A 21,579-nucleotide genomic window follows, 5' to 3' on the forward strand; every position below is an offset into this window, starting at 1 on the left:
AGCGGCAGCGAATGACGCAACGCGCACGAAACTGGCTTTTGGTGGCCCCGGCGGGCGCCTGGCTGATCGTGATGCTCGTGCTGCCGCTCTCGGTTGTTTTTGTATTCAGCTTTGGAGAGCGGGCGCCTTCCGGTGGTTACGTGCCCGCTTTCACGTTTGAGCAATATGCCAACCTGCCCGCACGCCTGACGGCGTTTCAGAACACTCTGATCCTCGCCCCGCTCGGCACCCTGGCGGCACTTCTGATCGCTTATCCGCTGGCCTATCAGCTTGCGGTACGCACAAGCGAAAAGTGGAAGACGCTCTTGCTCGTCCTGGTCATCGTCCCTTTCTGGACGTCGATCCTGATCCGAAGCTATGCCTGGATCTACATTCTGGGAGGGCGTGGCATCCCTGCGCTTCTCGAAAATTTCGGGCTCGATGACGTGCGCCTGATCTACACACCCTTCGCCGTGCTGATCGGCATAGTCTACGGCTATCTTCCGCTGATGGTCTTTCCGATCTATGTCGCGCTCGACCGGCTGGACAAACGCCTGCTCGAAGCCTCTGCCGACCTCGGTGCGCGCCCGATGACGACCTTTTTCCGGGTCACGCTGCCTATGTCGGTCTCGGGTATTGCCACGGGCTGTATGCTGGTCTTCATCCTGCTCATGGGCGAGTTTCTGATCCCCGCACTCCTGGGCGGCGGCAAGGTCTTCTTCGTTGGCAACGCGCTGGTCGATCTGTTCCTGCAATCGCGCAACTGGGCCTATGGATCCGCAGTCGCCATGATGCTGATCATCATCATGCTCGTCACCGTCACCATTTACATGCGTCTGATCGCGAAGCTGAATGTGCAGCGCGACGACGTGGCGCTGATGTGAGGCAGAAATGCGGATTTATGCGCTTTGCGTCTATATCTTTCTTTACACACCGATCGCGATCATCGCGCTGTTCAGCTTCAGCGCGGGCCGCAGCGCAAGCCAGTTCGAAGGCTTTTCAACCAAATGGTATGGCCGTGCGCTGAACAATCCCTTTGTCATGGACGCGCTCGGCAACAGCCTCCTGGTGGCCTTTGTCTCGGCCACACTGGCGAGCATTCTGGGCACCCTGGCGGCGGTCGGTCTGCAGGGCATCCGGGGGCCTGCACGCGCTTTCTTCGACGCGTTGATCTACATTGCCGTGATGATCCCTGGCATCGTGATTGGCATTGCGACCCTGATCGCACTCGTCACGGTCTTCGATCTTGTCAATCCGTGGCTCGCCGCCATCTGGTCCGAGGCAGACCGCGCCCCCGCCTTGTCGATGGGCATCGGCTCGCTCATCGCGGCGCACACGATGTTCACACTGGCGCTGGTGATCATCATCATCCGCGCGCGCCTGGCCAGCCTCGAAGGCGCGCTGAGCGAGGCGTCGGCGGACCTTTACGCGACACCTCTCGGCACCTTCCGGCAAGTGACCCTGCCGCTCATCGCACCTGCTATTCTGGCTGGCTTCCTGCTCAGCTTCACCTTCAGTTTTGACGATTTCATCATCGCCTTTTTCGTTGCGGGGTCCGAGACAACGCTGCCCATTTATATTTTCTCTTCCATTCGTCGCGGCATAACGCCCGAGGTCAACGCCATCGGAACGATGGTCATGGTGGCTTCGCTGATCCTGCTGGTGATTGCACAAATCATCCTGCGCCGCGGCAACAAGGCGCGACGTTGAGACAACCGGAAAGGACACCCATGCTGCTCGAGAACAAAGTCGCCTTCGTCACCGGTGCCGGTTCCGGTATTGGCGCCGCCGGTGCCGTGGCGATGGCCCGTCAGGGCGCACAAGTTGTGGTCAGCGACCGGGATGGTGCCGCGGCCAGGCAAGTCGTGGACGGCATTCTGTCCGAAGGTCACACAGCCGAGGCTTTGACGCTGGATGTGACCGACGATGACGCCGTTGAGACCGCCCTGCAACGCACCGTCGCAACAAAGGGACGGCTCGATATCCTGCACTCACACGCGGGCCTTCAGGTCGAAGGCAAGCTTGAAGAGGTTGCCGTGGCGGATATGGATGCGTCCTGGGCGCTCAACGTACGGGCGCATTTCGTGGCGGCAAAGGCTGCGATTGCGCCGATGCGCGCACAGGGCGGCGGCAGTATCATCATAACGTCCTCGAACTCGGGTGTTCAGTACGACCGCGAGATGATTGCCTATGCCACGACCAAGCATGCCGTGCTCGCCATGACACGCCAGATAGCGGCCGACTACGCCCGCGAGAACATCCGGGTCAACGCCCTGTGCCCGGGCTTCATCGACACGCCTTTCAACCGTGGCTTCGAAGTTCAGATGGGCGGGCGAGACAGGCTCGAGGCCTATATTCGCGATGCCGTCCCCATGGGGCGGTTTGGCACTGTCGAGGAAATCGCGGAGGGCATCGTCTTTCTCGCGTCGGACCAGTCGTCTTTCATGACCGGGCACGCACTGGTGATTGATGGCGGAGAATGCATTTGACCTCGAAAGCCTGGCGAGGCGCAGCGAAAGACCGGGTTGAGAGATCAGGTTGTTTTACATGCGGACCAAACCGCGGATGCGGTCGCCAGAGTGGATCCCCGCAACGGACGTGATGCGGCGCACACAGACAGCGGCACGTCATCTGACCGACTGCAAGAGGTGCCTCCCGGCCCCCGCCCGGACCCGGCGACCGCATCCGATTTCAAACCGCCTGCGCGCATCACAGGCCCGCTGCGTCTTTGAGGATCACGGTTGTGAACACATCCTGATGCGCGCCTCCGATGTTTTTGAAGATGGTTATCTGGCTGTCGGATGTGCGCCCTGTGTGGCGGCCCTGCACAAGTCCGAAGGCCTCCCCCCGGATGTCCTCCCATCTGAGCGCGCCTGCTTCGACCGGCAACAGCAACTCCCCAACTTCGTCGCGACCGCGGTCACAGCAGGTATATACCCTGCCGCGCCGCATCGTTTCATCGTCGGCCTCGCGCATATCCGGCAGGTAGGCACCGACAAGGTCCACATGTGCGCCGGGTTTCAGAAGCCTGCCCTTCACAAGCGGCGCGCGCGCCATCGTGACACAGCTGATCACATCCGCTTCGGCCACGGCCGTATCGAGATCCGGGGCCGCTTCGGCGGTGATACCCTGCCTGCGCAGCTTGTTTGCCAGGGCCTCGGCCCGTGCGTCGGTGCGGTTCCAGATGCGCACCCGCGCAATCGAAGGGCGGGCTGCGATATGGGCCATCGCGACATGCGGGGACAGCCCCCCTGCCCCCACGACGAGCAGTTCGCGCGGCTCAGGCGGGGCCAGCAGCGCAGTCCCCAGCCCGGAGACAGCAGCGGTTTTGCGATAGGTCATTGCCTCGCCATCGGCAACCAGCACCGGCGCCCCGGTTTCCGCATCGAACGCGGCAACCGCGCCCAGCACCGAACCGATCGGCGGATCACGATCCCGGTTTGCCGGAAACACACCGACCATCTTCACGACAATAAGGCGCCCGCCCAGCCAGCCGGGCAAGGTGACAAACATGTTGCCCGTCCCTGCGGGATCACTGGTATAGACACCATCGCCTTCAGGTATCTCGCCCTCGTGCATCCGTTGCAGCGCGGGGATGAGCGTTTCATAAGGCAACAACCGGTGCACCTCTTCGGCATCGAACACCTGCATCTTGCGGCTCCTTCAGAACAGCGCATTATTGGCACCATTCTACAGACCCTCGCGGAGAAACCAATTTTCCTTTGCCCAATCCGGGCGCCGTTGTCAGAGTTGCCCCTGACATATCAAGACCAGGACCGTTGCCATGAATGCCCCAGACCGCCCCACTACCAGCGACCCGCTTTTGCAGCCCTTTCAACTGGCGCATCTGACGCTTCGCAACAGGATCATGAGCACCTCCCATGCCATCGGCTTTGGCGAGGATGGCATGCCCGCCGGGCGCTATCAGCGGTATCACGAGGCAAAGGCCCAGGGCGGCATAGGGCTGACCATGTTTGGCGGCTCGACCAATGTATCACGCGACAGCGCCAATACCTTTGGCCAGCTCAGTGCCAGCGATGATCGCGTCATTCCCTTCTTTCAGGAATTTGCAGATCGCATACACAAACATGGGGCGGCACTCATGTGCCAACTGACCCATCTTGGCGGGCGCAGCCAATGGCGCGGCGACAACTGGCTGCCCACCGTCTCGCCCAGCCGGTTCCGCGAACCCCTGCACCGTGGGTTCACAAAGGAGATGCAGGCCGAGGATATCGACCGCGTGATCGCCGATTTCGGCCAGGCCGCGCGGCGCTGTTACGAAGGCGGGCTGGATGGGTGCGAGCTTCACATTACCGGGCACCTCATTGGACAATTCTGGTCGCCCGCCACGAACCGGCGCACCGATGCATTCGGCGGCAGTCTGGAAAACCGGGCGCGCTTTGGCCTCATGGCGCTTGAGGAAATCCGCCGCGTGGTGCCCCAGCCTTTTGTCGTGGGCGTGCGCATGGTTGTCGGAGAAGGCGACAATGGTGAGATGCCGGACGAGGACTATATCGCGATGGCCGAGCTTCTCGAACGCTCGGGGTTCATCGACTTCTTCAACTTCGGATATGGCCGTATCGACACCGAGGTCGGGCTGGCGCGCTATATGCCGGGCATGGCCCTTGGATTGGCTCCGCAATTGCGGCCGGTGGCGAATTTTCGCAAGAATGTCGGCTTGCCGGTCTTTCACGCGGCGCGGATCAATGACTTGGCGACGGCGCGCTACGCAGTGGGCGAAGGGCATGTCGATCTCATCGGGATGACCCGCGCGCATATCGCTGATCCGCACATTGCCCGCAAAGTATCGGAAGGCGCAGAAGAGACGATCCGCCCCTGTGTCGGCGCCACATACTGTTCCTGGCACGGAAGCTGCATTCACAACCCCGCCATCGGCCGCGAGGATGTCCTGCCGCATGTGATCGGCAAAGCCGACAAAGCCAAACGTGTCACGGTTGTGGGTGCCGGGCCCGGCGGGCTGGAAGCCGCACGCATCTGCGCGGAGCGGGGCCACGAGGTGACACTGTTCGAGGCGGCCCCGAAAGCGGGCGGTCAGGTGTTGCTTGCGGCAAAGCTCGACCTCAGGCGCGATCTGATCGGCATCGTTGATTGGCGTGTCAGCGAGCTGGAAAGGCTTGGCGTAGGTGTGCACTACAACGTTTACGCAGATGAAACCCATATCGCCGAAACGCAGCCCGATACGGTCATCATCGCCACCGGAGGCGTGCCCGACAGGCTGGAGGACATTCCCGGTGCCGAGCTTGGAACCCCCCTCTGGGAGGCACTCGAAGCCGCTGCGCCGCCCGAGGGCGACGTGATCTTTTACGATGGTACCGGCACCGCCGCGGGCCTGAACGGGGCGCACACGCTGGCGGCGGCGGGTGCAAACCTGACCTATGTGACACCCGACAGCACCGCCGGCGCCGAAGTCAGCTATATCGAGAGGCCGCTCCAGATGCGCGCCTTCTACAACTCGGGCGCTCGTCTGTGTCCCGATCTCACCCTTCGTGCCGTGACGCGTCAGGACAATCGCCTGTGTCTTTCATTCGAGAACAGCTATAGCGGTGAGGCGGTGGAAATGAGCTGTGACACCCTGATTTACGAACACGGCACCCTCCCGGTCGATGGCCTGTATCTTGACCTTGCGGGCCTGTCCCGCAATCGCGGACTACCTGATCTGGCCGCCTTGACCAGCGCACAGCCACAGCCGGAAACGACTGGTGACGGGTATGCGCTTTACCGGATCGGTGATGCCGTGTCCTCTCGTGACATCCATGCCGCGATCCTTGATGCCGCACGGCTGTGCACACGCCTGTGATGCCAGCGGATCGCCGCGATGGTGCGAAGCTCCATGCGACCCATATTGGCCTTGCATCGTCCCCGACCGCGCATAGCAGGCGCAGCTCCGGGATCATCCTCTAGCCGTGCCCTCCCCGCTTTTGGGCAACCCTGTGAGGCGGAATACCAGGCCACAGATGCCCTAGGCTCCTGGCACCCGTGCCGACACTGAAACAAACTCCCCGGGGATATGATAGCGGCCATCGGGGGCGCGAAACGCCGCCACCGAGTTCAGGAAGTCATGACATACCTCGCTCAATGTCGCATTGTCGAACCGTTTGACCGCAAGAGCGACCGGCCCTCCCATCAGGACGGCATCAAGCATCGCTTTTTCATCCGTGAAACTCAGCAGGTCCGATTGGCGGTGCTCGGTGACATCCGTCAATCCGGCCTTTTCAAAAAGAGTGACAAGCGCATTCGGGGCACCGGTGCCAAAGAACATTGGACAGACCTCCGACGCGACCCGTGCATCAACGATGGGAAAAACATCCGCCCAGCCGCAATTGCGTCGCTCCCCCCAGACCGTGGCGGAAACCGTGCTGCCCGGAGCAACCAAACGGGTCATTTCTTCGACAGCCTTTTCCGGGTCCGGCATATACATGAGCCCCAGCGCGCAGATGGCCGCGTCAAAGGTATCATCCGGATGATCCAGTTTTTCGGCGGGCATTCGACATGCCTCGACATTGCCAATCCCGGCCTCTGTCATCCGGCGTTTCAGATCATCAATCATGCCCTGTGACAGATCCGTTGCAATCACATGCCCGTCTTGCCCGACGATCTTTGCAAGACGGGTCGTCACCATGCCGCTCCCGCAGGCTGTTTCAATCACGCGATCGCCGGGCTGGATCTGAGCCATCTCAAGCAGCGTATCGTGCGCCGACTTCAACTGCTCCTGCCAGCCCGCGTGATAATGGCTTGCCGCCGCATCCCATCCATAGCGCTGCACTCTGATCTGAAGCCTTGGATCCATCATGCGACGTCCTCTGTTGTCATGCATGAGACATGAACCGGCTGCGCGTTCTGAAAGCTGAGATACCAAGGATCGATCCGGAGCGCGCGGTGGACAAGCGCCTCGACCTCGATCGGCGGAGCCGAACTGGCAATCTTAATCGTAATCCGGGTGTCGGCGGGCACAGCACTTGCCCCCGGCATTCCCAGAACCCCACGATTGTCGAAATCCTGTTCGATGGACACCGAGACAGTGTCGAGTGCCATCTTCTCGCGGGTGGCGGTCATCTTAATGCCAATCGCGATGCAACTGCAGATCGCGGCGCGCCCGAGGTAACCCGGCGAAGGTGCGGTACCTGTGCCGCCGATGGCCTCCGGCATGTCGATCTCTATCGCATGGCTGCCGTCTGAAAACCGGCATGCCAGCCCGTCCGTGATGGTCGCGGCTCCCTCGTTCATGACATGGGCAAGGTTCGGTCGTTTTTCGAATACGGCAATCGCGCGTTTCTGGCCGTCTGCGGCCTGCTGATCTCTGTTCATAGGACACTCCTTCGTCATTTCGACAAAGATGCGCGCGCCTGCCCTCACGGGATAGTTCACGAATTGAAGCGACACCGCTACAGTTTCTGAAGTGGACAGGCTGAAGCTGCGACGGTCTATTGATCCCGGAGGTACAGATATGTCTGACAAGAGTTACCCGAAATTCTGTCCCGTGGTGATGGCCGCGAGCTTGCTGGAACCGCGATGGACGATGTTGCTGCTCTGCGAGATGTGGTCGGGATCGACCCGCTTCAACGAGATTCAGCGTGGCGTTCCGGGTATGTCACCGGGGCTGTTGTCTAAGCGGCTCAAAGAAATGGAGGCAAGCGGTTTGGTCAAGAAGACCAGCGGATCGACGGGCAGACATGCCGAATATGTCACCACCGCCATGGCCGATGAGCTTGAACCGATCATCCGCAGCCTCGGGGAATGGGCCCATCGCAATATCGATTGCAATGTTTCGCTGCAGGATCTGGATGCGCGGCTTCTGATGTGGAAAATCCGCGGCAAGATCGACCTTCTGCAAATGCCCAAGCGGAAAAGCGTCATCCAGTTCATTTTACACGATGCGCCAAACGACACGGCGAACTACTGGCTGGTTGCCAAGCCCGGCGAGGAAACCGATCTGTGCTTTACCGACCCGAAATTCGACGTCGATCTCTACGTTGTGTCCGAGTTGCGTGCGCTGACCTCTGCATTCATGGGGCATTCCACCTTTGAGCGAGAGATTGACCGTGGACAGATTTCGCTTTCGGGGAGCGATGCGCTGGCGCGAACGCTGACAAAATGGCTCGTGCGGAGCAGCTTTGCCGAGTTTGCGCAAATGCGGCTCTGACCCGACGTGCAGGACTTAAACGCGTGTCGCCGCTCGGGGCCCTGATCACCTCGCTCATCGCAGGTTCAAAGAACATCTATCGCGATCCATTTTCGCCCCATGTGGCGAAACAGAACGCTCCGAGAGTGCCGCAGGTCAGGAGAGTTTTCTTTCAATGGTATGGGACCGGTCGCGGCTGAATATCATTCTTCCCGACCAGGAAACTTCAATCGCGTTCTCGATCAGGTAGCAATCGGTCGTGCAGGTCGTGCGTATGCGGGACGTCACAGAGGCACGCCCGTCCGGCCTGTCCACACTCATGGCATGAACAAAGACACTCTGCGCAGACGTTGGGTCGCTCGTCTGAATCCGGTGATCCGCCCATGTTTCGTAAGAGAATGTGGTGCAGATATCGCTGTAGTGCACGGTTGTAAGCGGTTGATGCCACGCCATCGCGCAATCCGTGTCCCCATCCGCCCGGCGTGACCGGATCAGCCGTGGCGCCGCAAGCGTTTCAAAGGGCTTGTCCGCAGGCAAATCCTGCGGGGCGGGAAACGCCTCGCGCAATTCCTCCGGCATTTGCGGAAGCAGGGGCAAGCTCACACAGCCCGGCCGGACGGTCAGCCCCTCCATGCGCGGCGGCGTCCAGACAATCGGCCAGTAGGACGAGGCGATGGCCAATCTCATGCGGTGCCCGGCCCTGAAACGATAGGCGGTTGAATGAAACCGAAGACGAACCTTGCGCAGCCCGGCGCCTATAGCAGCCTCCGGGGCATCCAGTGCGTCGTCCAGCGCCAGGTTCAGCACGCAGAGGCCCACCCGTGACGACACCCCCTGAGGTGAAATGTCATTGAGCCGAAGACAAACCTGGCTGCGGGGATCTTTGACGTCCAGCTCCAGCTCAACCTCGACACTGCCATAGAGCAGCATGTCCTCGTCAAGCGGGGGTGTTTCAAAGAAAAGGCATCTTGCATCATCTTCGGACTGCTCAAGCGGCAGGCCCCCATACCGGCCGAAATACCCGGTATCGCCAGATGCCTGGCCATGCCGCAAATCCGTCGGCACGGGCCATTCGTCCGGGCAATCGGACGCAGCACAGGCCAGGATGTTATCCTTGGCCAGCCACATCTGCCGTATCTCGGTTTCGCATTTTGCCGGGCCGCTTTCGACCCACGCGCCATTGCGCATCTCAAGCGCATCCTGCGGCGGCTCGAATTCGCGCAACCAGACACGCAGCTTGGGCCAGCCTGGAGCCGGCGCACAGTCGGGCCGTAACCAGTGATCCCACCAGTCCAGGGCCACCTGCTGAAAGCCAATCGCCGGTCCGGGATGTCCATGATCGGGATAATGATGCCCCCAGGGCCCGACAATCCCCCAGACCTTGTCAGGGCAGGCATCGACCAGCGACATGACCGAGTTCGAATAACGGTCCGACCAGCCGCCCACCGAGAGCACCGGACATCCGATCCGCTCAACCTGATGCTTGACCGAGCCGTGTCGCCAATACGTGCCCCGGGCCTCCTCGCGCACCCAGTTTTCGACCGGAGAGGCCAGGTTTTCGAGGCGCGCGAGCCAGCGCTCATACCAGTCGCTGCCGCTCTGAGGCGTCGGCGGCAAGGCCAGGATCGAAGGCAGGGTCGCCCCCCATTCGAACGTATCGGTGATCAGGCATCCGCCCTTGTGATGGATGTCGTCCTCATACCGGTCATGGGTGGCGCAGACCGCGATGACCGCCTTGAGCGCTTCGGGGGCATCGAGGCTGGCCTGGAGTGCCGCCGTACCGCCCCAGGAGGTGCCAAACATCCCGACCCGTCCGTTGCACCATTCCTGATCGGTCAGCCACTCGATGATATGGCGCGCATCGCACAGCTCCTCCGGCGCGTACATATCCGGCATCACCCCATCACTATCGCCCGACCCGCGCATATCGACCCGCAGACTGACATAGCCGTTCTGCGCAAGAAACGGATGGTTCCTTTCATCCCGGGCGCGGACCATGTCAGCTTTGCGATAGGGGATGTACTCGAAAAGCGCGGGCACTCCCCCCGTCGGGATCTGCGCCGGCATCCACATCCGGGCCGCCAGGCGCACGCCATCGGGCATCGGGATCCAGACATGCTCAATACTCCGAATGCCGGAGGCCGGGGTCGGCTGTCTATTCATTCCTTTGTCTCGCGGTGCGGCTTTGGCCGGGGTGGTCAGGCGCGTCTCTGCGACGCGCCCGGCCGGTCCTTGCCTCAAGCCATCCACCAGCGGCGGTGCAAACGGCTGTCATCCATCCGGCGGCTGACCCCGACAGGCCCATGCGCCAGCTTGTCGGAATGTCCGATGAGGATGTTCGCGAAGGCAAAGACCGACGTACCGCTTTCCTCCCAGAAAAGCCGTTGCGCTTCGTGATACATCTCTCGCCGCTTGGCCTCGTCGGGTTCGGCCCGCGCGCTGACCAGCAGCCCGTCGAAGGTTGCGTTTCGGAAGGCGCTGGAGTTCCAGTCGCTCTCGGAGGTGTAGGTCGAGCTGAACATCCAATCAATCGTCGGGCGCCCGTTCCAGTAGACCATGCACCACGGAACCTGCAGCCAGACCTCGGACCAATACCCGTCAGCCGGACGCCTGTCGACCTCGACATTCATACCCGCGTCCGCCATCGAGGATTGCATCAGCACCGCGGCGTCCACCGCTCCGCCGAATGCCCCGTCCGATGTGGACAGCGTCAGATCAATCGCATCGAACCCCGCTTGCTTGAGATGGAACCTCGCCTTGTCAGGGTCGTATTCTCGTTGCTCCAGCTGATCGTTGTAAAACTGCTGACCGCTGCTGATCGGAAGGTCGTTACCCACCGTGCCATAGCCCGACAGCACCTTGTCGACGATTTCCTGACGGTTGATGCCCCATTTCACCGCGTTGCGCAGATGGCCATTGGTGAAAGGGTCCATGTCGGCGCGCATATCGCAGGTGTAGTGCTGCGTGGCCGACACCTGCACCAGCTCAAAGCCGGGCGCATCGGCCAGCCGCCCGGCAGTCTTGGTTTCGGGAGAGCCAATGGCGTGCAATGTGTTGGACAAAAGGCCTGACATACGCGCGCCCGGATCGGTGATGTTGAGCAGTTCGACCTCATCGAAATGGCCGTCATCCTCACGATAGTAGTTGGCAAATTTGCGGCCCAGATACTGAACCCCCGGCTGCCAGTCTTCGGTGACATAAGGCCCGGTGCCGCCAACGGTCCAATCCTCGGTTCCTTCCGCTCCGATCAGCAACGCAAAGGCCGACAGATGGGTCGGCAGATCGAAATTGACCTCTTTTTGCTTGATGATCACCGTGTCGGGGCCATCTGCACGCAGCTCCTCGAAATTCTGAACGATCTGCTGCGCTTCGGCCGCGCGGTTGTTTTCGCTCAGATGCTGGTTCAGCGACCAGACCACATCATCGGCCGTGAGCGTCTTGCCATTATGGAATTCGACGCCCTGACGCAGTTTGATCGCCCAGGTGCCATCGGCATTGCCTTCCCAGCTTTCTGCAAGACTGGGTTGCGGCGTGCCGTTCTCGTCGATTTCGACGAGCGTGTCATAGCTCGACAGGATCGACATGGTCGGATGGTCCGCCCCAGCCATTTCGAGCGGATTGAAGGTGTCGGTCGACGCCCCGCCATCAGCCCCGGCCTTCAGGCTGCCGCCCTTTTGCGGCGTCATCGCCAGTGCTTCAGACCACAGTCCACCCGCCATCGCGACGCTCAATCCTGCGGTCGCCGCGCTGCGCATGAAATCACGACGCGAGATACCGGACTGCGCACGTTCCTTGAGTACCGCAAGCTTGCGATCTTCCATTGTGTCTTCCCCTCTGTTGTTGAGCGCCTTGCGCGCTTGCGTTTGACGGACCCGGAAAAGCGGCCGAGTCGCCGTATGTTTTGGACATATTTCTTCCTATATAAGAATTATGCAAGTAAATTCTTATATTGACGTTTTTTACCTCATCCATTCCACTACACCTATGGAATAGCGGGCAATCCGACCGGCATGAGGGGGCCATATGGACAAAACTGCAGTCATACATAACATGGCCAAGAGCTTGCTGTCGGTGGGGTCCGAAATCCGTCAGCTCCGTAAGGCGCGGCAGATGACCCTGAAATCGCTCAGCGAAGCCAGCGGTGTATCGCTGAGCCATCTCAGCGCCATCGAGCGAGGCACGGCGCAGCCCTCCATGGATGTGCTGAACAGCGTGGCCACCGCCCTGTCAGTGACACCGGACTGGTTCTTTGCGCGCAGGTCCGGCGATGGCCCGATCGAGCAAGCCTGCGTCGTGCGCGCGCAGAACCGGCGCAATCTGAATTCGCTCTACCAGCAGTCGGTGCGGGAGCTGGGCTATACCGATGCGCTGCTTTCCAGCTCAATCGGTGGCGACTTTTACATGGGCATGACGGTCTACGAGCCATACTCCGATCAATACGAGGATACGCTGCTCAAACATATCGGCGAAGTTCATGCCTTTATGATCGAAGGCGAGCTACAGGTTCAGATCGCGGATGAGGTGATCACTTTGCATGAGGGGGATAGCTATAGCTGTGATGCCGAAATCCCCCACCGTGCCATTAACCTGTCGGACAAGCCCGCCCGCCTGATCTGGGCGATATCGCCCGTCGTGATTCCCAAGGACGTGCTGGACAGCGACGATGACACAAGCGCCACAGAGAAAGACGAAAAATGACCCGCGATCCACTTCTGCAACCCTACCAGCTCAGACATCTGACGCTGAAGAACCGGATCATGACCACAAGCCACGAACCGGCCTATCCCGAGGATGGCATGCCCAAGGCACGCTATGCGGCCTATCACGCCGAGCGCGCCAAAGCGGGTGTGGCTTTGGCCATGACCGCCGGGTCGGCGGCGGTGTCACGCGACAGCCCGCCGGTCTTTAACAATATCCTGGCCTACAAGGACGAGGTCGTACCCTGGATCAAGCAACTGACTGATGCCTGCCACGATCATGGCTGCGCCGTGATGATTCAACTTACCCATCTCGGGCGCCGGACGGGCTGGAACAAGGGCGACTGGCTGCCGTCTGTTTCGTCCTCGAAACACCGCGAACCCGCGCACCGCGCTTTTCCCAAGCGCGCCGAAGACTGGGACATCGCGAGGATCATCTCTGACTTCGCGGATGCCACGGAGCGGATGAAAGAGGGGGGCATGGATGGCGTCGAACTACAGGTCTATGGGCACCTGCTTGATCAGTTCTGGTCGCCGCTCACCAATGATCTCGAGGGGGAGTATGGCCGGAGCACGCTGGAAAGCCGCTTGAAATTCCCGATGGATGTCTTGCGCGCGATCCGGGCTCGGGTCGGCGATGAGTTCATCGTCGGATTGCGATACACCGCCGATGAGGCAGAGGCGGGCGGGATCACACCGCAGGAAGGAATTGAGATTTCAAAGCGGCTGGCGGCATGCGGCATGGTCGATTTTCTCAATGTGATCCGGGGCCGCATCCACACGGACCCGGCCATGACCGATGTGATCCCGGTGCAGGGGATGAAAAGCGCCCCGCATCTCGATTTCGCAGGCGAGGTAAAGAAGGCGACAGGTATGCCCACGTTCCACGCCGCCCGCATTCCGGACGTGGCCACCGCCCGTCATGCTGTGGCCGAGGGACTTCTGGATATGGTGGGCATGACCCGCGCGCATATGGCCGACCCGCATATCGTGCAAAAGATAATGGACGGGCGCGAAGACGACATCCGTCCCTGTGTCGGAGCCACCTATTGCCTTGACCGCATCTATCAGGCCGGCGAGGCGCTTTGCATCCACAACCCGTCGACGGGGCGCGAGCTGTCCATGCCGCATGTGATCACTCCGGCGCAAACCCGCCGCAAGATCGTTGTCGTCGGTGCAGGCCCGGGCGGCCTCGAAGCGGCACGCGTTGCGGCAGAGCGCGGCCACGAGGTGACGGTGTTCGAAGCGCAGCCCGACCCCGGCGGACAAATCCGCCTGACCGCCCGGAACAGGCGGCGGGCCGAAATGATCGGCATTATCTATTGGCGCATGGCGCAATGTGCCGCGCGCGACGTGACCTTTCACTTCAACACCATCGCGGAGGCCGCAGATGTGACAGCGCTTTCGCCTGACGTGGCGATCATTGCGACGGGCGGGCTGCCGAACATGGAACTTTTCGAAACCGGCAAGGAGCAACCCCTCGCCGTCAGCGCCTGGGACATCATTTCGGGCGATGTCAAACCTGCGGACAACATTCTGATCTATGATGAAAGCGGAGATCATCCGGCCCTGATGGCTGCGGAAGTGGCGGCCGAGGCAGGGTCCAGGGTCGAAGTCATGACACCCGATCGCACCTTCGCGCCCGATATCATGGGAATGAACCTCGTGCCTTACATGCGCGCCCTGCAGGACAAGGAAGTCACCTTCACCGTAGCGCGCCGGCTTCTGGATGTGAGCCGCGACGGCAATTTGCTGAAGGCCCGGATCGGGACCGATTACAGCAATCACACCAGCGAAAAAGCTTATGAACAGGTGGTGGTGAATTACGGAACGCTGCCGCTGGACGATCTCTATTTCGACCTGAAACCCCTGTCATCCAACCTTGGCGCGGTGGATTACGATGCGTTGACCTCCGGGCGCCCCCAGGCCGAGCTCCGCAATCCCGATGGGGCCTTTCAGGTGTTCCGCATCGGTGATGCGGTCAGTGCAAGGAATACCCACGCAGCCATCTATGACGCCCTGAGGCTGGTTAAGGACATGTGAAATCTGTGGCAGCCCGTTGGTGTTAACGCCGTCTGCCCGATCATGACGTCAGAAGCATGCCTGCCCCAACACAGATCAGGGCCGCGCCGGCCGTCTTCGCGACGACCTCTCCCCTCGGCGCCAGTTTCTCGATCAGAACATATGCGGTAAGGCCCACGATCCAGTATAGGTTCATGATGCCGCCAACGAAGAGCAGCGCCATCAGCGCCCAGCAGCAGCCCAGGCAATAGGTTCCATGTTCTACCCCCATGCGGATAGCGCCCGTGCCGCCCGGCCGGTGATGGTCCGCGAGGAACTGTCCGGGGGCCCGGCAGTGTTTGAGGCACGCGGTCTTGATCGGTGTAAACTGGTAAAGACCCGCCGCGATCAGAACGAGCGCCGCGAGCCCCCGCCCCTCAAGCGTCATCATCGCCCCCGCGACAAGGCCCAGCGCCTCCATCGACCATTGTCCGAAGGTAGCGACCGCGCTGAACCCCGCCCAGGCCATCAGATACCCGGTGAGCAGCAGACCGCTATGTGCCGCGGACTGATTGGCATCCGGCCCCATGCGCTTCACCGCGGCAAACAAAAGCACAAGCGGGGCTGCACTGGGCGTCATCATGGCGATCATCATGACCCACCACATCAAGAACACGACCAACGCATAAGAGAGCGACCAGTGAGGTTGCATCGGCATGCTCATCGGCTCTCCGATTGGCCGGGCCATGCGTGTCATCTCAATCGCGGACATGTTCATGCCAATGCCGAACACCGTGTAGGCGGCGGCAATCAAGACCAGAACGACCATGGCGAACAAGACAATGAGGCCGTCGCGGCGGAGCATTCTTTCAACTGCTCCGCCGCCTGCTTGGATGTCAGGCACTGACCACACCCTCGCCCGTCAGGTGCAGCTTCGCGATATGCGCGTGCGTCTTGTCAAAGGCCAGACTGATCTCTCCGCCGGTCGTCTTTGATGTTCCGGACGCCATTTCCGCATGGCGGAACTCGAAACCGTGCGGCAACTGGATTGAAATCCGGTGCGGCGCGCCGGTGACAATGTGGGGAATGGGAACAAGATCGATATCGAACACGCCCTCGACCCTGGCCCTGCCCGTGCGTTCCTCTCCATCCCAATCCAGATCGATCCTCGCGCTGAGCGTCGGATGCTTGGTCGGGCTCATCGCGCCATAGACAAACCACATCGTCGCCATTTCGGCGGTGTCCTGACCGGTCATGATCGCTTCGAGCGCGGCCTTCTGCTCGGCCGTTGCCGCCTCGTCCACAATCAGTTGCATCTGCCCGTCACCCCCGTGGATCGGCCCGGGCCAGTAATACACCGCCGCCGCGCGCAACCCGTCGAGATTGACGTCACCATAGTGCCCGGCTTCAATGTCATAGACGATAACGGCTTCGCAGTTGCCGGTCGTCGGCAGAACGCCGAACTGGCAGGGGCAACCGAAGTTGCAATTGCAGTTCACCATTTCCTCGCCTTTTATGCTCCAGTCGATCATGTCCCTTACTCCTTTGTCGGGGTTGATATGACTGCTCGCGGAGCCTCTGATTTTGCCGGGTTTTGTGGTTCCCGGGTTGATGATCGCCCTAGCGGGATGGGCAGCACTGCGCGGGGCCTTCCCTCCCCCTGTCACAGCATGCCGGCCAGTAACTCCGCCGCGCGTTGGGCACCGTCAGCAGCCACCGGATGTGGCCGTCGCGGCGCATGCAATTCCTCTGTCATCGCCGACGCGATACGCTCGGGGCTGCTTTCGTCAAAGGCCATGCGCCGGCCGGCGTTGTATCGCTCCAGCCGACTGGCGACATGGAAGTTCTGCTCAAAATGGTTCTTCAGGGGGAAGTAGAGAAAGGGCGTTCCGGCTGCAGCCAGTTCCATACAGGTCGTGAGCCCCCCTTGCACAAGCGCAAGGTCGCAGGCCGCGAGGTGGCGATCGAGGTCAGGCACGAAAGCACGCATTTCCACCCCGTCAGGCACGTCGAACGCCGCCGGGTCGAGCCGCGGCCCCGTCACCACGATCATCCGCAGTTCCGGCAGGAGCGCCTTGGCCAAAGGATAGGCTGCAAGGATTCGACGGATCAGCGTTGCCCCGACCCCGGACCCTCCGACCGCGACGATGCAGGTCTTGCGCCCGTCATCATAACCGAACGCGCCGCGCAGGTCATCGCGGGAGCCGAAAGTATCGGGATGAGCACCGATGATATAATCCGAAAAAGCATAATGCCTGGGGATCCAGTCACGCATGTGCGGCAAGCCCTCGCCAAAACTCAGATCGACGATGTCCTCGGCTGTTCCGACAAAGATCGCCTGATCCCGCACCTCGGGCCGGGTTTCCACATGGCCGATCATCTCTGCATTGTAATCGGTGGTCAGGAAAGCCTCGTGCGGCCCGTTTTCCTCAAATGGCACCCAGCCGACGAAATCGGTGAACCAGGCAATCGGCGCGCGCTTCAACTCGGGGTGTTCATGCCAGTAGTGATCGACATCCCAGGCCTCATCGGCAATGACCAGGTCATATTTCTCCTGCTCCAGCGCCTCTTGGAAAACCATGAAGTTCTTGATCAGGATCTCATCCATGTTGCGGATGGCCTGAAAGGCGTGCAGGTCGTGCTCCCCGGCCTCGGCCTCGATATGGGCGCTTTCATTGGCGAGCATGCGGCTTGCAGGGTGAATGCTCTCGTTGTTGGCGTCGAGAAACCGCGTGACAGGGTCCTGGGCCAGCCAGTCCACCTGAAGATCGGGGTGGTGCTTGCGCAATTCACGCGTGACGGCGAGATCCCGGCGCGCATGACCAAGACCGATGGGCGAGGACAGGTAAAGCGCGCGTTTTCTGCGGTGACTGCGAGGCTTCGACTGCGGTTTCCAGGTGCCGAGGTGCCGCGCCAGGAAATCGCGGACGGTCGTGTTGAACCACGCCGGAAAACGCCCGTTCAGAGAATGCCCGCCACCCGGAAACAGGATCAACTCGCCCTGTGTCAGCTCCGCAAGGCGCTCTGATCCTTCCTTGCGCGTGATCACATCGGCATCCCCGTGCAGCAAAAGACACGGGCAACGCACCTTGCGGAAAAAGTCATCATCAATCACCGTTCCCGGCACCTGGGAGCGGGAATCGAGCGTCATCGCCAGCATCCGCCCATCGCTCTCAAGCGCCCAGGCAATAGAATCCTCGCGTTGCTTGGTCGAGTGTTTCTCGTTGAAAACACCGGCAAAGAAAAACTCGAGAAAATCGGAATAGTTGCGGTCCCAATGGCCCCGATTGTATTTCTGCCAGCCGGTGGGGTTTTCGATATGGTCCTCAAAGGTATCTCCGCGCCCTTCGATGGGCGGCACGATGGGAACGGAGGCCCCGGCGCTGACAACAGCCTCAACCCGCTCCGGCCACAAGGCCGCGACGGCCAGTGCCACGAGGCTGCTGAAGGACATTCCAACCAACGTGGCCCGCTCGGTCCGGGTGGCGTCCATCACGGCGATCACGTCCTCAAGCACGAGATCCAGCGCATAGTCTTCGACCTTGTCCGGGCGATCCGATTTCCCATTCCCGCGAGGGTCGAACGTGACCACTTTGAAATGTTCCGCAAAATAGGGGATCTGCGCTTTCCAGCTTCGCGAATGGATGATGGCCCAGGTGGGCACGAAAACGATCGTATGCGCGCCCGTCCCATAGACCTCGTAATGTATCCGGACCCCGTCCCGATCCACGACGCCTTCCGTATGGGGAAGCATAGCACGCATTGTCTTATCCTCCTGTAGAACTTTCCTCTATCTCGGCCATGACCTCGCCCACGCGCCGGAGCGCTGTTCGGACCGGATGGTCGGTATTTTCGTAACCAAGCAGGATCAGGGCCTCCGCGCCGATAAAGGCCGAACTGACGAGCGAGGCGATCTCCTTCGGGCTGAAGGGTGAAAAACTTCCGTGCTTGTCCTCGAATTCCTCTGCAAGCCCTGTGATCAGATCGTGCCAATGGCTGAGGCCGGCCCGGGTAACATCGGCGATGCGGGCATTGGACCAGCCTGCCGCAATCAGCTCCTGCAGCACCTGCACATAGCCCGAGGCCAGATCCTCTTCGAGATAATCGCAGGCGAGAAACCATTTCTGAGAGACTGTCAGTTCGGGGTTCTCAAACGTCTCCCGCTGGCGAAGCACAAGGCGAAGGTTCATATCCTCGAACAACGCAAGGAGAAGCCCCTCCTTGGAACCGAAATGGTACTGGATCTGGCTCATCTGCGTGTCAGCAGCCTTGGCCACGGCGCGGGTGGAAAGGTTCGCCAATCCATCGCGGGTGAGCACAAGGCGCGCCGCCGCCAGCAGATCCCGCTTCGTTTGTTGCACACGCTCCGCCGAAACTCTCGCCATGCCACTCTCCCTTTACCTTTTATTAAATCGTTCGAACGAATAAATCAATTCAGAAAAAAACACTGAATGCGCACGGGCATTCGATGGTGGGACGGATGAGGCCGGTAAACTGCAGCCTCACCCCGGAGGGCAAACCGCCACCCTGACAACCTTCTCGCCGCGGCTCTGGCGGGTTCCGGTTCTCCGTCTTATCTCCAGCCTTCGGTGGTTACCCGGGCGCGCGCCGCTGATTCACAGCGCTACATTGCATCCCAGAACAATTGCCCGGCCTTATCCAGCCTGTCAGAGGCGCAAAAGAGCGTGAGCGTAAGCGTTGTTTGCCACTCCGGCCCGCCGACCCGCACAAGACGTCCATCCGCCAGTTCTTCGGCCACCACCCGCTCGGACAACCAGGCAACACCCTTGCCCGAGATCACCATCCGCTTCAGGGATTCCGCATGCGCATCCATATAGGCAAGCTCCAGAGGCGGTTCGCGGTTTCCGATGATCTGATCAACAATCGTTCCCAGATAGCTGCTGGGGTCATAACTCAGATAAGGGATCCCCTGCTCTCTTGGCCCGGACAAATCCCACCCGTTCGCCGCCGCCGCGTTCGCCTCGGCCACCGGACAGAAATTTTCATGGCCGATGTCTTTGCGTGCAATCACATCCTCATCAAAGAAAGGCGCCCCGTTATTGTGCCTGTAGCACAGCAGAAAATCACAGGTGCCATCCGTAAACAGCTGACAACAGGATGCCAGAAAATCCGAAAAGACCCGGACGCGCAGATCTGGCAACTCATCATCCAGCTCCTGAAGACGCGTGGTCAGATAATTCAGGGAAATCGTGTGCAAAACCGCGATCCGCTGGAACGCCGTTCCGCCGAAATAAATGCCGCGGATATCCTGCCGGGCGTCGGACAATCGGTTGATGGTCTCCTGTGCCACCGGCAAAAACTGGACACCTGCATCCGACAATCGGACGGGATAAATCGACCTGACAACCAGAGGCACACCCAACCAGTTTTCCAGGGATTTAATGCGGCGGCTAAAGGCCGGCTGGGTGATGTTCCGCTCTTCGGCGGCGCGCGAAAAGTTGAGCGTGCGTCCCAGGCAGACGAAATCCTGCAGCCACCTTGTATCCATATCCATCCCCCTTTTTGACCAAACATGGTTGAAAATTCAGCGCTATGCAAATTCTGCATAACAGTATGCCATGTTTTGATTGGCCAAAGCTCGGTGGGCAATTCTAACCTTTGAGTAAGGTTGGGCCTACGTGGAATGTAGACAATCGCACTTCCTCCCCGCGGCACCGGCCTCTGAACAATAAGGGCAGGCAACACCCATGATTGCCAGAACGCCCGACCAACTGGGAGTAAACAATGTCGAAACTCATGACTACCACCGCTATTGTGCTTGCCACCATGGCGGCGATGCCGGCCGCGGCTGAAACCACCGTCCGGCTCAGCACCTATGTGAACGAAGCCGATATCCGCTACGATGGCTTTGTGCATTTCGCGAACCTGGTCTCGGAAAAGACCAGCGGCAGCGTCAAGGTCGAAGTGTTCCCGTCAGGCACGCTGCATGGCTGGTCTGAAGGTGTGGACTCGCTTCAGGGTGGCGTCTCGGACATCTCGTGGATCAATGCGGACAACCGCCTGCCCTGCTATGCGGTCACATCGCTCTATCCGGCCGAGGTGAGCCTGGAAGACCAGACCGGCCTTGATGCCGCATATGCAGAACTGATCCGTGACGAAGCGGCAAATGTCGGCCTCGTTCCGTTGTTCAACTCGAACTATTCCTATGATCAGGAATGGTGGTTCGAAGAACCAATCGACGATATCGGCAACCTGGACGGCAAACTTGTCCGCTCGATCGGACCGCTGGTGAGCCTGATGATCGAAACCTGGGGCGGAGAGCCGGTCTTTGTCGCACCGAAGGAAGTCTTCCAGTCTGCCGAGCGCGGCGTTGTGGACGGCATCAACATGGGTGTTGCGACCTACTCGTCCTGGAAGCTCTGGACCGTCATGCCCTACATGGTCAATGCCAACCTGTTTTACGGCAACATCCAGTACATGATGAACAAGGACAAGTTCGACTCGCTCAGCGCCGAAGAACAGCAGGCGATGGTCGACGCAGCCGCCGAAACCGAAGCCTGGCTGAAACCGCGCTATGAAGCCTGGGTGGATCAGCAGGTCGGCAATGCGGTCATGTCCGGAGGCGGCCAAGCCGTCTCGATCCCGGACGATCAGCGCAAGGCACTGATTGCCAGCGTCAAGGATCAGTGGGACGTCAAGGTCGACGAAGCCTGTGGCGCGGAACTGGCTGGCAAGGTGCGCAACCTGCTCGCAAGCCACGCACCCTAAGCCGGTGCCAAGACCGGTGGCCCCCGATCTGCC

At 60.5% G+C, this 21,579-nt stretch carries 18 protein-coding genes; 8 read left to right on the forward strand and 10 right to left on the reverse strand.

Going from position 1 to position 21,579, the window contains the following annotated elements:
- Positions 1-11: 11 nt before the first annotated feature.
- From EI983_RS12895 to EI983_RS12905, 3 genes are read left to right on the forward strand one after another with little or no spacing between them, the layout of a single operon-like run.
- Positions 12-863 carry an ABC transporter permease gene (locus EI983_RS12895; protein WP_157707784.1) on the forward strand — a complete coding sequence of 284 codons (852 nt, stop codon included), beginning with the start codon at positions 12-14 and terminating at the stop codon, positions 861-863.
- A gap of 7 nt (positions 864-870) precedes the next feature.
- Entirely contained in the window at positions 871-1,689 is an 819-nt protein-coding gene (locus tag EI983_RS12900; protein WP_157707785.1) for an ABC transporter permease, read from the forward strand.
- A 20-nt stretch (positions 1,690-1,709) separates the two neighbouring features.
- A complete protein-coding gene (locus tag EI983_RS12905) occupies positions 1,710-2,468 on the forward strand; it encodes an SDR family NAD(P)-dependent oxidoreductase (RefSeq protein WP_157707786.1) in 759 nt (252 codons plus the stop codon).
- A gap of 220 nt (positions 2,469-2,688) precedes the next feature.
- Here the strand turns inward: EI983_RS12905 and EI983_RS12910 are convergent, their stop codons facing one another.
- Positions 2,689-3,630: an ornithine cyclodeaminase family protein gene (locus EI983_RS12910; RefSeq protein WP_157707787.1), complete on the reverse strand. Its 942-nt coding sequence runs from the start codon at positions 3,628-3,630 to the stop codon at positions 2,689-2,691.
- Between the two features lie 133 nt (positions 3,631-3,763).
- Here EI983_RS12910 and EI983_RS12915 point away from each other — a divergent pair, with 133 nt between their 5' ends.
- Positions 3,764-5,797, forward strand: coding sequence for an oxidoreductase (locus tag EI983_RS12915; protein WP_157707788.1), 2,034 nt, complete (start codon positions 3,764-3,766; stop codon positions 5,795-5,797).
- Between the two features lie 162 nt (positions 5,798-5,959).
- Here the strand turns inward: EI983_RS12915 and EI983_RS12920 are convergent, their stop codons facing one another.
- Both EI983_RS12920 and EI983_RS12925 read right to left on the reverse strand, forming a co-directional pair.
- Complete coding sequence (locus EI983_RS12920; RefSeq protein ID WP_157707789.1) at positions 5,960-6,790, reverse strand: class I SAM-dependent methyltransferase; 831 nt, start codon at positions 6,788-6,790, stop codon at positions 5,960-5,962.
- Positions 6,787-7,305 carry an OsmC family protein gene (locus EI983_RS12925; protein ID WP_157707790.1) on the reverse strand — a complete coding sequence of 173 codons (519 nt, stop codon included), beginning with the start codon at positions 7,303-7,305 and terminating at the stop codon, positions 6,787-6,789. The genes EI983_RS12920 and EI983_RS12925 overlap by 4 nt, the downstream gene beginning before the upstream one ends.
- A 139-nt stretch (positions 7,306-7,444) precedes the next feature.
- Here EI983_RS12925 and EI983_RS12930 point away from each other — a divergent pair, with 139 nt between their 5' ends.
- Entirely contained in the window at positions 7,445-8,140 is a 696-nt protein-coding gene (locus tag EI983_RS12930) for a winged helix-turn-helix transcriptional regulator (protein WP_157707791.1), read from the forward strand.
- Between the two features lie 135 nt (positions 8,141-8,275).
- Here EI983_RS12930 and EI983_RS12935 read toward each other — a convergent pair whose 3' ends face one another.
- Entirely contained in the window at positions 8,276-10,282 is a 2,007-nt protein-coding gene (locus tag EI983_RS12935) for a CocE/NonD family hydrolase (RefSeq protein WP_157707792.1), read from the reverse strand.
- Between the two features lie 74 nt (positions 10,283-10,356).
- Positions 10,357-11,940, reverse strand: coding sequence for an ABC transporter substrate-binding protein (locus tag EI983_RS12940; protein ID WP_157707793.1), 1,584 nt, complete (start codon positions 11,938-11,940; stop codon positions 10,357-10,359).
- A 202-nt stretch (positions 11,941-12,142) separates the two neighbouring features.
- Here EI983_RS12940 and EI983_RS12945 point away from each other — a divergent pair, with 202 nt between their 5' ends.
- A complete protein-coding gene (locus tag EI983_RS12945) occupies positions 12,143-12,817 on the forward strand; it encodes a helix-turn-helix domain-containing protein (protein WP_157707794.1) in 675 nt (224 codons plus the stop codon).
- A complete protein-coding gene (locus EI983_RS12950; protein WP_157707795.1) occupies positions 12,814-14,859 on the forward strand; it encodes an oxidoreductase in 2,046 nt (681 codons plus the stop codon). The genes EI983_RS12945 and EI983_RS12950 overlap by 4 nt, the downstream gene beginning before the upstream one ends.
- Positions 14,860-14,899: 40 nt before the next feature.
- On the opposite strand, the gene EI983_RS12955 is transcribed toward EI983_RS12950, so the two are convergent.
- The 5 genes from EI983_RS12955 to EI983_RS12975 all read right to left on the reverse strand — a co-directional run bounded on the left by EI983_RS12955 (position 14,900) and on the right by EI983_RS12975 (position 20,332).
- A complete protein-coding gene (locus EI983_RS12955) occupies positions 14,900-15,682 on the reverse strand; it encodes a DUF2182 domain-containing protein (RefSeq protein ID WP_157707796.1) in 783 nt (260 codons plus the stop codon).
- A 31-nt stretch (positions 15,683-15,713) separates the two neighbouring features.
- Positions 15,714-16,349, reverse strand: coding sequence for a DUF1326 domain-containing protein (locus EI983_RS12960; protein ID WP_157707797.1), 636 nt, complete (start codon positions 16,347-16,349; stop codon positions 15,714-15,716).
- Positions 16,350-16,480: 131 nt separating this feature from the next.
- The gene (locus EI983_RS12965; protein ID WP_157707798.1) at positions 16,481-18,580 is read right to left on the reverse strand and encodes an alpha/beta hydrolase; all 2,100 of its coding nucleotides are present in this window, start codon (positions 18,578-18,580) and stop codon (positions 16,481-16,483) included.
- Positions 18,581-18,584: 4 nt separating this feature from the next.
- Entirely contained in the window at positions 18,585-19,202 is a 618-nt protein-coding gene (locus EI983_RS12970) for a TetR/AcrR family transcriptional regulator (protein ID WP_157707799.1), read from the reverse strand.
- 239 nt (positions 19,203-19,441) lie between these two features.
- Positions 19,442-20,332 carry a LysR family transcriptional regulator gene (locus tag EI983_RS12975; protein ID WP_343038605.1) on the reverse strand — a complete coding sequence of 297 codons (891 nt, stop codon included), beginning with the start codon at positions 20,330-20,332 and terminating at the stop codon, positions 19,442-19,444.
- Between the two features lie 242 nt (positions 20,333-20,574).
- On the opposite strand from EI983_RS12975, the gene dctP reads away from it, so the two are divergent.
- Entirely contained in the window at positions 20,575-21,546 is a 972-nt protein-coding gene (gene dctP / locus EI983_RS12980) for a TRAP transporter substrate-binding protein DctP (protein WP_246162173.1), read from the forward strand.
- Positions 21,547-21,579: the final 33 nt, after the last annotated feature.

Source organism: Roseovarius faecimaris, from assembly GCF_009762325.1.
In the GTDB taxonomy this organism is placed as follows: Bacteria; Pseudomonadota; Alphaproteobacteria; order Rhodobacterales; family Rhodobacteraceae; genus Roseovarius; species Roseovarius faecimaris.